Consider the following 12,776-nt stretch of genomic DNA (forward strand, 5'->3'; position numbering starts at 1 on the left):
TTGTAAAAATTTATCGTTATTTGTTTTTATTGGCTAATTTAGCTTTTAATTTGGCTTCTATCCGATCCCAAATTAGGCTGGCGACGTCGCTACCATTAAATCGATCCATAGCAACGATACCTGTCGGGGATGTAACGTTAATTTCGGTCAGATAGCCTGCAATTATATCAATACCGACAAATAACAGACCATTCTTTGCTAATTCAGGCCCTAATATTCGACAAATTTCTTTTTCTCTCTGGGTAAGCACAGACGGTTCTGCTGTACCCCCTACGCCTAAATTAGAGCGAATTTCACCAGCGCTTGGTACACGATTGATCGCCCCTACAACTTCGCCATCAATCAGAACAATGCGCTTATCGCCCTTAACAACGTCGGGGATAAAGGCTTGCACCATATAAGGCTCGCGCCAGACTTCTCCAAATAGTTCTGATAAAGCGGCGATATTTTTCCCATCTGGACCAATATAAAAAACAGCTGAACCTGCATTACCATAAAGAGGTTTTACCACTACTTCATGATGTCGTTCATGAAACAGCCGTAATTGCTTTACATCGCGGGTAATCATTGTCGGCGGCATAAATTGGGCGAAATCGAGAACATAAAGTTTTTCCGGGGCATTCCTGACAGCGGCCGGATCGTTGACCACCAAGGTCTGTTTAACAATCCGCTCTAGCAAATGCGTCGCTGTAATATAGGCGAGATCAAAGGGAGGGTCTTGGCGCATTAAAACGACATCGACATCTTTGCCTAAATCAATTTCTTCTTCTGGCCCTGCTTCAAAATGCATGCCTTGTACGGCTTTCACCACGACAGATCTTGCTTTTGCGACAACGCGGCCTTCGATATAGCTGAGATCAGAAGCCAGATAATGCCATAATTTGAAACCACGTTTCTGAGCCGCAAGCATCATGGCAAACGAGGAATCTCCGGCAATCTTAACCGTTTCCAACGGATCCATCTGAATCGCAATTCTAAGATTCACCGCACACTCCTAAATGAAATTATTATAAAACTTTAAGGTAAAGAGTTGCCTCTCCCTTTCTATTATTTCAAGCTATTAAATGGAAAACCTACAGTTGGTATTGTCTTGGCAAAGTTAACTATTACGATAATATCTCGCGGGGCGCTTTCATTGTACGATGTTTTTGAAAAAGGTGGAAAGTGAACAGGGAATATCCAACAGTATGTATGATCACAAAAGAAATAATTCTCTTAAAAAGTTAGCGATAAATTTTTTAAAAGATAATCCCGAAAAAAAATTTACTGCTGAAGAAATTGCCTATGGGATTTTTAAAAACTTTCCAGATCTCGCTCAAAAAAAGAAGCAGCGAAGCGCTGTCATTCGTACCGATGAGGCCCTCGTTCGACAATGGAGACGCGAAATATACTCTAGACGACTTAACGATCCAAAAATAAAGACTATCGAAGAGCGTCCCCGAAAATATTATTATTCCCTAAAATCAGATAGCGCAGAAGTTGAAGCTGCCGAATATCAAGATAAAAATATTGTATCTTTCAATAAAATTTCTCAAAATAAAATAAGTGAACAAGATCTTTACCCCAAAATATCATCTTTTCTTAAAGATGAACTTAAAGTTTTCTCTAAAAGAATAGATGAAAAACGTTCTTCCAATAAATATGGAATAAAAGGAAATCACTGGCTGCATCCCGATATTGTAGGTTTGGAAGATCTTGGGGCTGATTGGGATCAGGAGGTTAGAGATTGTGTAAAAGGATATGCGGATAAAAGAACTAAATTATGGTCTTTAGAAGTAAAACTTCTTATAAATCGTTCGAATGTCCGAGAAAGCTTTTTTCAGGCAGTTTCTAATTCTTCTTGGGCCAATTGGGGATATTTGGTTGCCGCTGAAATTAATGGGCAGGATACAGAAAAAGAATTACGGATATTATCCTCTGCCCATGGCATTGGCTTTATATGGCTTAATGTGGAAAACCCTTTAGAAAGTGAAATTCGTGTTCCCGCTCGGGAGAAGATCGAGATTGATTGGGACACAGCTAACCGGCTTGCAACTGAAAATAAAGATTTCTGGGAATATATCAAACAGATTAGGCAGTTTTATCAAACTGGCGAAGTGCATGATTCTGATTGGGAGGGATAAGCTGAATAGTAAAAAGAGCCGCATTTATACGGCTCTTTCATTAAAACTCTATGGCTTGTAATTATGTATTAAGTCTAATTAGACATTAAACCTAAACAGCATAATATCGCCGTCATTGACAATATATTCTTTACCTTCTTGCCGTAATTTACCTGCATCTCTTGCCCCTGCTTCGCCTTCACAGGCAACATAATCATCAAAGGCGATAGTTTCTGCGCGGATAAATCCTCGTTCAAAATCGGTATGAATAACACCCGCTGCTTGTGGTGCTTTCGATCCTTTAGTCACTGTCCATGCTCTGGCCTCTTTCGGGCCAACCGTAAAGAAGGTGATCAAATCAAGTAATTCATAACCAGCACGAATAATTCGGCCTAAACCGGTTTCTTTCAATCCCAAATCTGACAAAAATGCCGTGCGTTCTTCTGGTTCCATTGTCGCGATTTCAGCCTCAATCGCGGCTGATACCGTAACTGCGCGTGAGCCTTCAGCTTTAGCTCGTTCGAAAATTTTAGCTGAGAATTCATTACCTTCCGCCGCCGATCCTTCATCTACATTACAGACATATAAAATCGGTTTTGCCGTAATTAGCTGTGCTTGAGCAAAATGACGCTCTTCATCAACATCTTTGGGCTTTGTTAATCTCGCTGGCTTTCCGTCGCGGAGTAATTCTAAAGCTTGCCCTAAAACACTCGCTGCAGCCTTGGCTTCTTTATCGCCCCCTTGGGCTTTTTTTTGAAGGTTAGGAACACGCTTTTCCAGACTTTCAAGATCTGCCAGTAATAATTCAGTCTCAATGATTTCGGCATCAGCTAACGGGTCAACCTTACCTTCAACATGGGTAATATCATCATCTTCAAAGCAACGAAGAACGTGGACAATTGCATCGACTTCACGGATATGACCTAAAAATTGATTACCCAAGCCTTCTCCCTTGGAGGCACCCCGTACTAGACCTGCAATATCGACAAAGCCCAACTGTGTTTCGACAATACGTTGAGAATGTGCAATTTTGGCAATTTGATCTAAACGGGGATCTGGAACCGCCACTTGGCCAACATTGGGTTCAATTGTACAGAAAGGATAATTCGCGGCCTGAGCCGCAGCGGTTTCTGTCAGCGCATTGAACAGGGTTGATTTACCGACATTTGGTAAACCCACAATACCGCAGCGAAAACCCATGTTTTTATCCTCTTTTCTTTTAGATCCCGCTTAAATTAGCAGAAATAATATAGATTAGGCGCGTGCTTGCTGCCTATATAATGCGATTTCACTCATAAAACGGGAATTATCGCCTGCTGCCAACCAGGGTGCTGCCCGACTGATGAACGCCAGCATCAAAGATAGGTCATCCATTTCACATTTGGCGTAATTACCTAAAACGTAACCATGAACACGTGATTTTTCTCCGGGGTGGCCAATACCCAGACGGACACGCCGGAAAGTTTCACCGATATGAGCGATTGTGGAACGAAGACCATTATGTCCCGCTGCACCGCCCCCTTTTTTAACTCTTACCTGCATGGGAGCAAGATCTAATTCATCGTGGAAGACGGTTATGTCTTCAGGGGCGAGTTTGTAAAAACGCATGGCTTCGCCAATGGCTCGTCCACTTTCATTCATAAAAGTGGCAGGCTTTAAGAGAAGGATGCGTTCGCTACCCATTCTTCCTAAAGCCGCTTCGCCTTGAAAAGCTTTTTTCCAAGGATCGAAATGAGCTTCTTCTGCGATTAAATCGACCGCCATAAAGCCAACATTATGCCGATTAAGTGCATATTGTGTCCCGGGATTACCAAGACCTGCCCAAATCTGCATGTCGCTTTATCCTATGATCCTTAGCCTACAGTAAAAATACCGCCTGCTCGGAATAGAGCAGGCGGATAACGCTTATTCAGCAGTTTTTTCTTCTGCGGTTGCTTCAGCCTCTTCGGCTTCTTCATTCTCGCTGCTCTTCATACCTGAAGGCGCAATAATGGTTGCAACAGTGGGCTCATGCTCATCATGTGCTAATTCAACACCAGCTGGCAATTTCAGCTGATTGATATGAATAGAGTCGCCGACTTCAAGACCTTCAACCGAAACTTCGATCTGTTCTGGAATATCGGTAGCTTTAACTTTCAGCTTCAACTCATGATGAATAATATTGAGAACACCACCGCGTTTGATGCCAGGTGATTTTTCTTCATCAACATAAGAAACCGGAATTGCGACCTCGATCATGCTGGTAGCACTGACGCGAAGGAAGTCCACATGTAAAGCCCGATCCGTTACCGGATGAAACTGAACATCTTTTGGTAAAGTCGGGATTTTCTTACCATCAACGGTAAGGGTCACAACCGAGTTCATAAAATGACCCGTGTTCAACATCTTGAACAGGGCAATTTCTTCTACCGTGATAGCAACAGCTGGTGTTTTATCGCCATAAATAACAGCCGGAACAAGACCTTCGCGACGAATAGCACGGGAGGCTCCCTTGCCAGCCCGGTCGCGTTTTTTAGCCAACAGGTTGAGCGTTTCGCTCATCTTATTCTCCAAAGTTAGTTTTAAAGTGGGGCCGCCTCCAGGGATGACTGGCCTACTGAGGAGCGCTCATAAAGGAGGAGATAGCTTCCGACAAGCCGCTATCCGATAAAACCAGCTATTTTAGTCATATATTTAGGTATTTTTTCTTTATAAATAACGGTTTTAATGTTTTTATAAAATTCTAATAAAATCATTGGATTTTTCTGTATTTTTAAATGTTTTTAGAGAATTAATATTAAGTAAATTTATTTATTGAAATAAATTTTTCCTTTAAAGATAGTAATGCGTTTATAATTTATTAATTTTAAGATGTTATTTTTTAAAAAAATTACTTATTTTGTATTTTATAATATTTATAATATATTGAACTACTTTTGTTATTGAAAAAATTATTTGTTAGCGATTTTTTGTTTTAATATTTTTAAAGCCGAAAAAGGCCCAATATCTTCTTCTGAAACCACGCCTGCTTTTTGTAAAAGTTGATCGGCTTGTGGATGGCGGGGAAAAGCTGGCAGCGATAAGATTAGAGTTTCAGCAACAGCTTCTCCAAGATCAAGCCGATTATGCGTATAAAAGAGCACATCACAATCTTCCGAAGATAATTCTATTTCCTCTTCAGAAGAGACAGAAGACGTCTCGGGTATAAATTTTAAAGAGAAACCTTCTCGAACAGAAGTCGGCAGAGGAAGTCCCGTGGCAGAACAATTCTGGCATACTTCAGCTTTAAGCTTTCCCGTTGCCAGAACTGTTTTTCCTTCACGATGTAAATCGATTGAGGCTTCCAATGTTTTTATCGCTTCAAGAGAAAATCTCTTAGCTAAAGCGGCTTTTTCTTCTTCATTTGCGGTCAAAGTTATCGTGTGAACTTGTTCACCGATATGGTCTAGGGTAACGATACGTGAAAATTCTGGAGATACAGATGTGTTCATCGGGCGTCTCCCGAAAGAATGAATGGACATAGGCTATCAGATTAAACGTTTTTTCAGTTTGTCCAAATTGAAAAAAACCTCTAATCAGATAAAAAACAGCGGTTTTCAGAAAATATAGTTCAATATAGCCCCCGTTAAGGGGATTAACCAGATTTAGACGATAAAAATTTCAAGGGTGGCCTTTGCCCAAAGCAGAGGAAGACGGAGTATATATCTCAATATGACCATCAACCGGTTGGGAATAAAAGGTAAAGCGGGCCTATTACTTATGTTGGCCAGCTTATCCACAGGCTGTACCCGAATACGAGATCATCGTGGATATATGGTCGATAAAGTTATGGTACAATCTGTTTCACCCGGTGTGGATAACCGACAATCCGTTGAAAAAACTTTGGGCCGTCCGACCTTGGCAGGCGAATTTGACCCTAATGTCTGGTATTATATGAGTATCGACACCAAACAGCTCGTTTTTTCATTACCTAAAGCGTACAAACAAAATGTATTAGCTGTATATTTTGATCGTAGAGGAACGGTTTCAAGAGTTGAAACCATGGGGCTTGAACATACTGTTCATATTCATCCTATCCGTGACCAAACACCTACTCTTAGTATCCATCGGGGCTTTTTGGCAGAATTGTTTAACAATGTTGCCGCCGTGGGGGGTATGGCAGGTATGACACCTGTTGGTGCTGGACCGGGTGGAACAACGCCTTAAATTTAGGAGAGATACTTCTAGATTTTTCGTTATTCTTTTATGGTTGATTTGATTTCTGTGGCTACAAAAAACAAGATATCTGAAAAAGGCGCGTCTACAAAATCCGGTAGTACAACGCCGATGATGGAACAATATTACGAATTAAAAAGGCAGGTTCAAGACTGCCTCCTGTTCTATCGTATGGGCGATTTTTTTGAGCTGTTTTTTGAAGATGCCAAGCGCGCTTCTGCTATTTTAGATATCGCGCTTACTAGCCGAGGCGCCCATATCGGGGAAGCTATACCTATGTGCGGGGTACCCGCTCATTCGGTTGAAAGTTATTTAGCCCGATTAATCAAGGCTGGTTGCCGGGTAGCTATTGCTGATCAAATAGAAACGCCCGCGCAAGCAAAAAAACGGGGCGGCTCTAAAGCGTTAGTAAAGCGTGCTATTATTCGCGTTGTTACGGCCGGAACCTTAACAGAAGAGGCTCTCCTTGATGCCCGATCAGCTAATTGGCTAGTCGCTATTGCAAAAACGGGTGATGAGATAGGGTTAGCCGCTGCCGATATTTCAACAGGTCGTTTTGAAACGCTATCAATCAGTGAATCCCGTCTTGATTCAGAATTAGCGCGCTTGGCCGCGGCTGAAATTATTGCCCCTGAAGGTCTTCTCAATGAAGACGCTTTTAGTAAACGTTTATCAAATGCTGTTTCCCTTGATGACCATAATTTTAATAGTCATCACGGTGAAAAATGCCTGCTTAATATTTTTAAAGTCTCTACATTAGAAAGCTTTGGTTTATTCACTCATGCTGAATTGGCCGCGGCTGATGGGTTAATTGCGTGGCTAGACCGTGCAGGCCAAGGTAAGTTACCTTTTTTGCAGCGACCCGTTCGGCATGCCCACGCCGATCATATGTTGATTGATGCGGCGACCCGTACCAGCTTGGAATTAACTGAGGCAACAGGGGGAGGGCGCGTCGGTAGTTTAGCCGCTTCTGTTGATTACTTGGTAACAGGGGCCGGGACCCGTTTGCTGACGGCTGATATTAGCGCGCCTTTAATGGATATTGATCGTATCCATCAAAGGCTGGATTTGGTCGAACTTTTTTTCAAGAATAGTCTATTACGTGAGGAAATACGCGAGCGGTTAAAAGGCTCCCCCGATATTGCCCGCGTTTTAGGACGATTGGTTGCTGATCGGGGCACACCCCGCGATTTAAGTTTATTACGGGATGGATTGAAGGGCGCTTTTTCCCTTTATGAGAGTCTTATCAAGTTAGATGATCGGCCTTCTCTACTCGAACAGCTATTACCTTCTTTCCGAGGTCATGGTGCGCTGGTTGATCTCTTGGAACGTGCCTTGGTTGAACAGCCGCCTATCGACGCCTCGCAAGGCAATTTTATTGCCAAGGGTTATGATACGGCTTTAGATGAATTACGGGAAATGGGCGGCGAAAGTCGTCGCGCGATTGCAGGATTAGAAGCCACTTATCGCGAAAAAACCGGTATTAATGCCTTAAAAATTCGTCATAATAATGTGCTTGGTTATCATATAGAAGTGCCTGCTCGGCATGCTGATACGTTGATGCAGGCTGATTCCGGCTTTACACATCGTCAGACTTTATCTGGGGTTGTTCGTTTCAATGCAGCTGAACTTCATGAGCAGGCCATACGAGCAACACAGGCCGGCGTTCAAGCGATCGCCACAGAAACAAAACATCTCGAAACATTAATTACACAGGCTTTGGAACAACGTGATTCGATAGCAGCCTGTGCCGATGCCTTGGCGCGTCTTGATGTCGCTACTGGTTTGGCTGAATGTGCAGTACAAGGAAACTGGATACGACCTGATGTCGATAATTCCGTTAATTTTGATATTGTAAAGGGACGTCATCCGGTTGTTGAAGCCGCGCTTTCTAAATCTGGAGAGCGTTTTGTTGCTAATGACATAGATCTTAATCCTGCTAATCGATTGTGGCTTGTAACTGGCCCGAATATGGGGGGAAAATCTACTTTTCTAAGACAAAATGCATTACTGGCGGTTTTGGCGCAGGCAGGTAGTTTTGTTCCTGCTGAAAAAGCACGAATAGGATTGGTTGATCGTTTGTTTAGTCGTGTGGGTGCCTCTGACAATCTGGCGCGCGGACGTTCGACCTTTATGGTTGAAATGGTCGAAACGGCTGCCATATTGGCGCAAGCCACGAAAAAAAGTTTTGTTATTTTGGATGAGGTCGGACGTGGTACCTCTACCTATGATGGCCTTGCCATTGCATGGGCTGTTGTCGAAGCTATCCATGATATGAATGAATGTCGCTGCTTGTTTGCGACTCACTATCACGAATTGACACAATTAGCGTCGCGTCTTCCCACTTTGTCGCTTCATCATGTGCGGGCAAAAGAGTGGAAAGGGGACCTTATTTTACTCCATGAGATGGCAGAAGGGGCTGCTGATCGAAGTTATGGCATCGAAGTTGCCCGCCTAGCCGGATTACCCCCTGTAGTTTTAAGTCGTGCGCGTGAGGTCTTGCAGCGTTTAGAGAGTGAAGGTGATAAAAAGGGGGCTTTTGCTGCACCTTTTTCGGATATGCCGCTGTTTGAAAAAGAGGACGCTGCACCCCAATTATTAGAAAAAGATGCCCTTCATGAAGCAGTCATTACTTTGGATGCGGACGCTTTGACACCCCGTCAAGCCTTAGAAATGATCTATAAGCTGAAAGAACTGGTAGCGAAGGATAAGGTGATGTAAAAGAAAAATATATTCTCTCACTTTTTCTTCATGTCTTTTTAGCCTAAGTGAGGGATGTTTGACGCTTAATGCATCATAAATAATTACAGGAGAATCCGCTATACGTCCGCCGATGATGAGGCGCCCTCATGGTCAGGCAGCTATGCCGATGAGTGGCCCACGCTATAATGAGTTCATACAAAGTCCCCGTGTACGTGTGATTGATGAGAATGGTGAAAATCTTGGCGTCATGTACACACGTCAGGCGATGGAACAGGCGATGGAGGTAGGCCTTGATCTGGTCGAGGTTTCTCCCAATGCTGATCCGCCTGTTGCCAAATTTCTGGATGTTGGCAAATACAAGTATGAAGCCCAGAAAAAGGCTAATCTTGCCCGTAAAACCCAGAAAACACAGGAAATCAAGGAAATCAAGCTGCGTCCTAATATCGACCAGCATGATTATGAAACCAAGATGAAAAAGGTCTTCCAGTTTTTGGAAGAAGGCGACAAGGTAAAGATAACCTTACGTTTCCGTGGCCGTGAAATGGCGCATGGCCAGCTTGGTATGCAGGTCATGCAGCGTGTTCAGGTCGATACGCAGGAAGTCGCTAAAGTTGAGCAGCATCCCCGTATGGAAGGCCGTCAGATGTTGATGGTCGTAGCGCCTAAGTAAAAAATTTAACCTAGCAATGACGCGGCTTGAAAGCCGCGTCATGTGCTTTTAAGCGATAGCGTAATATTCGTCTTGTAAAGGACGATTTAGTACTGCATCGACAACTGATTTTAAAGATTCTCCCCTGATTAAGGCGCAAATCGCTGAAATAAGGGGCATCTCTACTTTGAGTCGGGCGGCAAGCCGCTCTAAAACAGGTGCTGTAAAAACACCTTCTGTGGTTACAGCTTTAATTTTTTGTTGTTCTTCAAAACTGTATCCCTGTCCTAATTTTTTACCGAATGTAAAATTGCGAGACAAATCAGAAGAACAGGTCAAAACCAAATCCCCCAAACCTGATAGGCCTGTCAGAGTTTCTTGTTTTGCCCCTAAGGCTATCCCAAGCCGAGTCATCTCGGCGAAACCACGGCTAATAATAGCGGCACGGGCATTATGGCCCAGTTCTGCGCCCGCAACTACCCCGCAGGCTATCGCTAATACATTCTTGATAGCACCGCCAACGTCAGCGCCAATGACGTCACATGACGCATAGGGCCTGAAGGTTGGGATTGCTAAACGCTCCATTAAACCATACCGAATCGAGGCTTCTTTTGCGGCTAAAGTAACCGCTGTCGGTAGATTACGCGCTACTTCACTGGCAAAAGTAGGGCCCGATAACAAACCGATAGGTCTATTGGGGAAAATTTCTGCCGCTAACTGTGACATTAATAGCCCTGAATGCGCTTCAATTCCTTTCGCACACAGAATTAAAGGGCGATCATCGTCAGGTAATAAATTCAGTACAGAACGCATTTTCTGTGCTGGAATAGCCACTAAAAAAGCCGAAACATTTTTGAGATCTTCAAGTTTATCGGTCGCATGAAGCGATTTTGGTAAGGAAATATCGGGTAAATAATCGGGATTTATGTGTCTTTCATTGATAGCACAGACAACATTGTGGCGTCTTCCCCATAAGGTTGCAGGTCCATTATGGCTTGCTACCATTGCCAAAGCCGTTCCCCATGCGCCCGTACCAAGGATACCGATATGAGGAAATATTTTGGCTTCTTCTCGTTTTTTTTCAGAAGACATTTTACGCTTTTACTCCAGCACCACGAGCTTTTTCTGCATAAGGATCCAAAGGCCAACGGGCTTTTGCTGGAATATCCAGACCGTCTATCATTCCTAAACGAAAGCGTTCAAGACCGGCCCATGCAATCATAGCGCCATTATCCGTGCATAACCAAGGCGGGGGGGCGACAAGCGGTAAATGATGCTCTTCTGCTAATTTTATAAGCGCTGGTCTAATCGCTGTATTCGCCGCCATACCTCCCGCAATGACAAACGCATTAACCGAGATGCCTTCACCTTCGATTTTTTTGAGTGCTTTTTGGCTACGATTAACGAGACAATCGATAACAGCCTGCTGAAAAGAGGCCGCTATATCAGCGCGTTTATATTGACCGGATTGATGTGCACGTAAGACAGCCGTTTTCAAACCTGCAAAAGAAAAATGAGGCTCCTGACTATGAATCAAAGGACGAGGTAAGGGTACTGCATGGGGATCGCCTTTAAGCGCTTCCTGTTCAACAGCTGGCCCACCCGGAAACCCAAGCCCTAAAATTTTGGCAGTTTTGTCAAAGGCTTCCCCACCCGCATCATCAATAGTTGTCGCGAGGCGACGATAGACACCCACATTTTGCACTAACAAAATTTGACAATGACCACCAGAAATCAGCAACAGGAGATAGGGAAAATTGAGTGATTGGTTTGCTAATCTAGGCGTTAAAGCGTGACCTTCAAGATGATTTACGGCGATTAAAGGTTTGTTACAAGCCAGCGATAGCGCTTTTCCCGTTACTAACCCCACCATCACACCACCGATAAGACCCGGGCCTGCAGTAGCAGCAATCGCATCTATATCTGTCAGATTTTTATCTGATTCGTTTAAAACCTTTCTTATAAGGGGCTCCAGGCGTTCAACATGGGCCCGCGCTGCAATTTCAGGAACGACGCCGCCATAAGGGCGATGCAATATTTCTTGGGTTGCCAAATGATGGGAAATAATATTACCATTATTATCAACCAAAGCGACTGCTGTTTCGTCGCAACTCGACTCAAGACCTAAAACTAATGCCATAGGGGGCTTTTCTGCCATCATAAGGGACGGTAGAGCAACTATCATGCAATTTCCTTTTCGTCTCGGATCTCGTGGTTCTCCTTTGGCTCTTATTCAAGCCCGAATAGTGGCGACTGCTTTATGCAGTGCACATGGCTGGTCAGAGGAAGCTGTTATTATCGTGCCTATTCGTACATCGGGCGATAAAAACCGTCATCAGGCTTTAGCCGATATAGGGGGCAAATCGCTTTGGACGAAGGAACTGGATACGGCTTTGACCGCGGGTGAGATTGATGCTGCGGTTCATTCGATGAAAGATGTCGAAACCTTTCGACCTGATCATATTTCAATTGCCGCGATGCTTGCCCGAGCCGATGTTCACGATCGACTGATCGGTGCGCCTTCTCTTGAAACCCTACCCTTAGGGGCTTGTGTCGGTACGGCTTCGCCTAGACGTGCGGCACAGATTAGACATCGTCGTTCTGATATTCAGATAAAATTATTAAGAGGCAATGTTGCGACCCGCCTCCAAAAGCTTGAAGATAAAGCCTTCGATGCCACCCTTCTAGCCGCTGCCGGTCTGATCCGACTCGGAAAAGGTGATATTGGTTACACGATTCCTTTAAGTGAAATGCTGCCTGCTGCTGGGCAAGGCGCTATTGGTATAGAAGCTTTGGCCAATTCGGCGGCATGGTCGATAATAGCTGCTATAGATCATCAGCCCACCCATAGGGCTGTGGATACCGAAAGACAATTACTGATGCGACTTAATGCGGATTGTCATTCACCGATTGCCGCTTTTGCTGAAGTAAAAGAAAATGGGATTCGTTTGCGAGCTTGTCTTTATACAGCCGATGGTCAGCTTTCGACTGCTATTGATAAATTTATTCTTCAGCCCTCTGATGCTTTTGATGTCGGGACCTTACTGTTAAATCAGGCGCCTCCTGAATTAAAATCGTTATTTAAGGTTGATGTTTCCTTTACGGGATAAGGTTCTGCCTTAGCGTCC

At 43.9% G+C, this 12,776-nt stretch carries 12 protein-coding genes; 5 read left to right on the forward strand and 7 right to left on the reverse strand.

Features of this window, described 5'->3' with window-relative positions; translation table 11 throughout:
* Positions 1-16: 16 nt before the first annotated feature.
* Positions 17-985: a glutathione synthase gene (gshB, locus tag ZYMOP_RS06200; RefSeq protein ID WP_013934497.1), complete on the reverse strand. Its 969-nt coding sequence runs from the start codon at positions 983-985 to the stop codon at positions 17-19.
* A 202-nt stretch (positions 986-1,187) separates the two neighbouring features.
* Between gshB and ZYMOP_RS06205 the strand changes: the two genes are divergently transcribed.
* Entirely contained in the window at positions 1,188-2,123 is a 936-nt protein-coding gene (locus tag ZYMOP_RS06205) for a COG2958 family protein (protein ID WP_013934498.1), read from the forward strand.
* A gap of 78 nt (positions 2,124-2,201) precedes the next feature.
* On the opposite strand, the gene ychF is transcribed toward ZYMOP_RS06205, so the two are convergent.
* The 4 genes from ychF to ZYMOP_RS06225 form a co-directional block, all read right to left on the reverse strand.
* On the reverse strand, positions 2,202-3,302 hold the full coding sequence (gene ychF, locus ZYMOP_RS06210) for a redox-regulated ATPase YchF (protein WP_013934499.1): 1,101 nt from the start codon (positions 3,300-3,302) through the stop codon (positions 2,202-2,204).
* A gap of 54 nt (positions 3,303-3,356) precedes the next feature.
* The gene (gene pth / locus ZYMOP_RS06215; RefSeq protein ID WP_013934500.1) at positions 3,357-3,935 is read right to left on the reverse strand and encodes an aminoacyl-tRNA hydrolase; all 579 of its coding nucleotides are present in this window, start codon (positions 3,933-3,935) and stop codon (positions 3,357-3,359) included.
* Between the two features lie 72 nt (positions 3,936-4,007).
* Positions 4,008-4,643, reverse strand: coding sequence for a 50S ribosomal protein L25/general stress protein Ctc (locus ZYMOP_RS06220; RefSeq protein WP_013934501.1), 636 nt, complete (start codon positions 4,641-4,643; stop codon positions 4,008-4,010).
* A gap of 389 nt (positions 4,644-5,032) precedes the next feature.
* A complete protein-coding gene (locus ZYMOP_RS06225) occupies positions 5,033-5,572 on the reverse strand; it encodes a YceD family protein (protein WP_013934502.1) in 540 nt (179 codons plus the stop codon).
* Positions 5,573-5,792: 220 nt separating this feature from the next.
* Here ZYMOP_RS06225 and ZYMOP_RS06230 point away from each other — a divergent pair, with 220 nt between their 5' ends.
* The 3 genes from ZYMOP_RS06230 (at position 5,793) to infC (ending at position 9,669) form a co-directional block, all read left to right on the forward strand.
* On the forward strand, positions 5,793-6,287 hold the full coding sequence (locus tag ZYMOP_RS06230) for an outer membrane protein assembly factor BamE (RefSeq protein WP_013934503.1): 495 nt from the start codon (positions 5,793-5,795) through the stop codon (positions 6,285-6,287).
* A gap of 120 nt (positions 6,288-6,407) precedes the next feature.
* Positions 6,408-9,017: a DNA mismatch repair protein MutS gene (gene mutS / locus ZYMOP_RS06235; protein ID WP_041582087.1), complete on the forward strand. Its 2,610-nt coding sequence runs from the start codon at positions 6,408-6,410 to the stop codon at positions 9,015-9,017.
* Between the two features lie 112 nt (positions 9,018-9,129).
* Positions 9,130-9,669, forward strand: a complete 540-nt coding sequence (infC, locus tag ZYMOP_RS06240; protein ID WP_041581768.1) for a translation initiation factor IF-3 — start codon at positions 9,130-9,132, stop codon at positions 9,667-9,669.
* 48 nt (positions 9,670-9,717) lie between these two features.
* Here the strand turns inward: infC and ZYMOP_RS06245 are convergent, their stop codons facing one another.
* Positions 9,718-10,740, reverse strand: a complete 1,023-nt coding sequence (locus tag ZYMOP_RS06245; RefSeq protein ID WP_013934506.1) for an NAD(P)H-dependent glycerol-3-phosphate dehydrogenase — start codon at positions 10,738-10,740, stop codon at positions 9,718-9,720.
* A gap of 1 nt (position 10,741) precedes the next feature.
* The gene (tsaD, locus tag ZYMOP_RS06250) at positions 10,742-11,833 is read right to left on the reverse strand and encodes a tRNA (adenosine(37)-N6)-threonylcarbamoyltransferase complex transferase subunit TsaD (RefSeq protein ID WP_174260304.1); all 1,092 of its coding nucleotides are present in this window, start codon (positions 11,831-11,833) and stop codon (positions 10,742-10,744) included.
* Between tsaD and hemC the strand changes: the two genes are divergently transcribed.
* Positions 11,832-12,758, forward strand: a complete 927-nt coding sequence (gene hemC / locus ZYMOP_RS06255; protein ID WP_013934508.1) for a hydroxymethylbilane synthase — start codon at positions 11,832-11,834, stop codon at positions 12,756-12,758. The two genes, tsaD and hemC, sit on opposite strands and share 2 nt — an antisense overlap.
* The last annotated feature ends 18 nt before the right edge of the window (positions 12,759-12,776 follow it).

Source organism: Zymomonas mobilis subsp. pomaceae ATCC 29192, from assembly GCF_000218875.1.
In the GTDB taxonomy this organism is placed as follows: Bacteria; Pseudomonadota; Alphaproteobacteria; order Sphingomonadales; family Sphingomonadaceae; genus Zymomonas; species Zymomonas pomaceae.

Bases quoted from the DNA above. Each gene is read 5' to 3' on its own strand.
- ZYMOP_RS06205 (WP_013934498.1), top strand. From the start codon at position 1,188: ATGTATGATCACAAAAGAAATAATTCTCTTAAAAAGTTAGCGATAAAT.
- ychF (WP_013934499.1), bottom strand. From the start codon at position 3,302: ATGGGTTTTCGCTGCGGTATTGTGGGTTTACCAAATGTCGGTAAATCA.
- pth (WP_013934500.1), bottom strand. From the start codon at position 3,935: ATGCAGATTTGGGCAGGTCTTGGTAATCCCGGGACACAATATGCACTT.
- ZYMOP_RS06220 (WP_013934501.1), bottom strand. From the start codon at position 4,643: ATGAGCGAAACGCTCAACCTGTTGGCTAAAAAACGCGACCGGGCTGGC.
- ZYMOP_RS06225 (WP_013934502.1), bottom strand. From the start codon at position 5,572: ATGAACACATCTGTATCTCCAGAATTTTCACGTATCGTTACCCTAGAC.
- ZYMOP_RS06230 (WP_013934503.1), top strand. From the start codon at position 5,793: ATGACCATCAACCGGTTGGGAATAAAAGGTAAAGCGGGCCTATTACTT.
- mutS (WP_041582087.1), top strand. From the start codon at position 6,408: ATGATGGAACAATATTACGAATTAAAAAGGCAGGTTCAAGACTGCCTC.
- infC (WP_041581768.1), top strand. From the start codon at position 9,130: ATGATGAGGCGCCCTCATGGTCAGGCAGCTATGCCGATGAGTGGCCCA.
- ZYMOP_RS06245 (WP_013934506.1), bottom strand. From the start codon at position 10,740: ATGTCTTCTGAAAAAAAACGAGAAGAAGCCAAAATATTTCCTCATATC.
- hemC (WP_013934508.1), top strand. From the start codon at position 11,832: ATGCAATTTCCTTTTCGTCTCGGATCTCGTGGTTCTCCTTTGGCTCTT.
- tsaD (WP_174260304.1), bottom strand. From the start codon at position 11,833: ATGATAGTTGCTCTACCGTCCCTTATGATGGCAGAAAAGCCCCCTATG.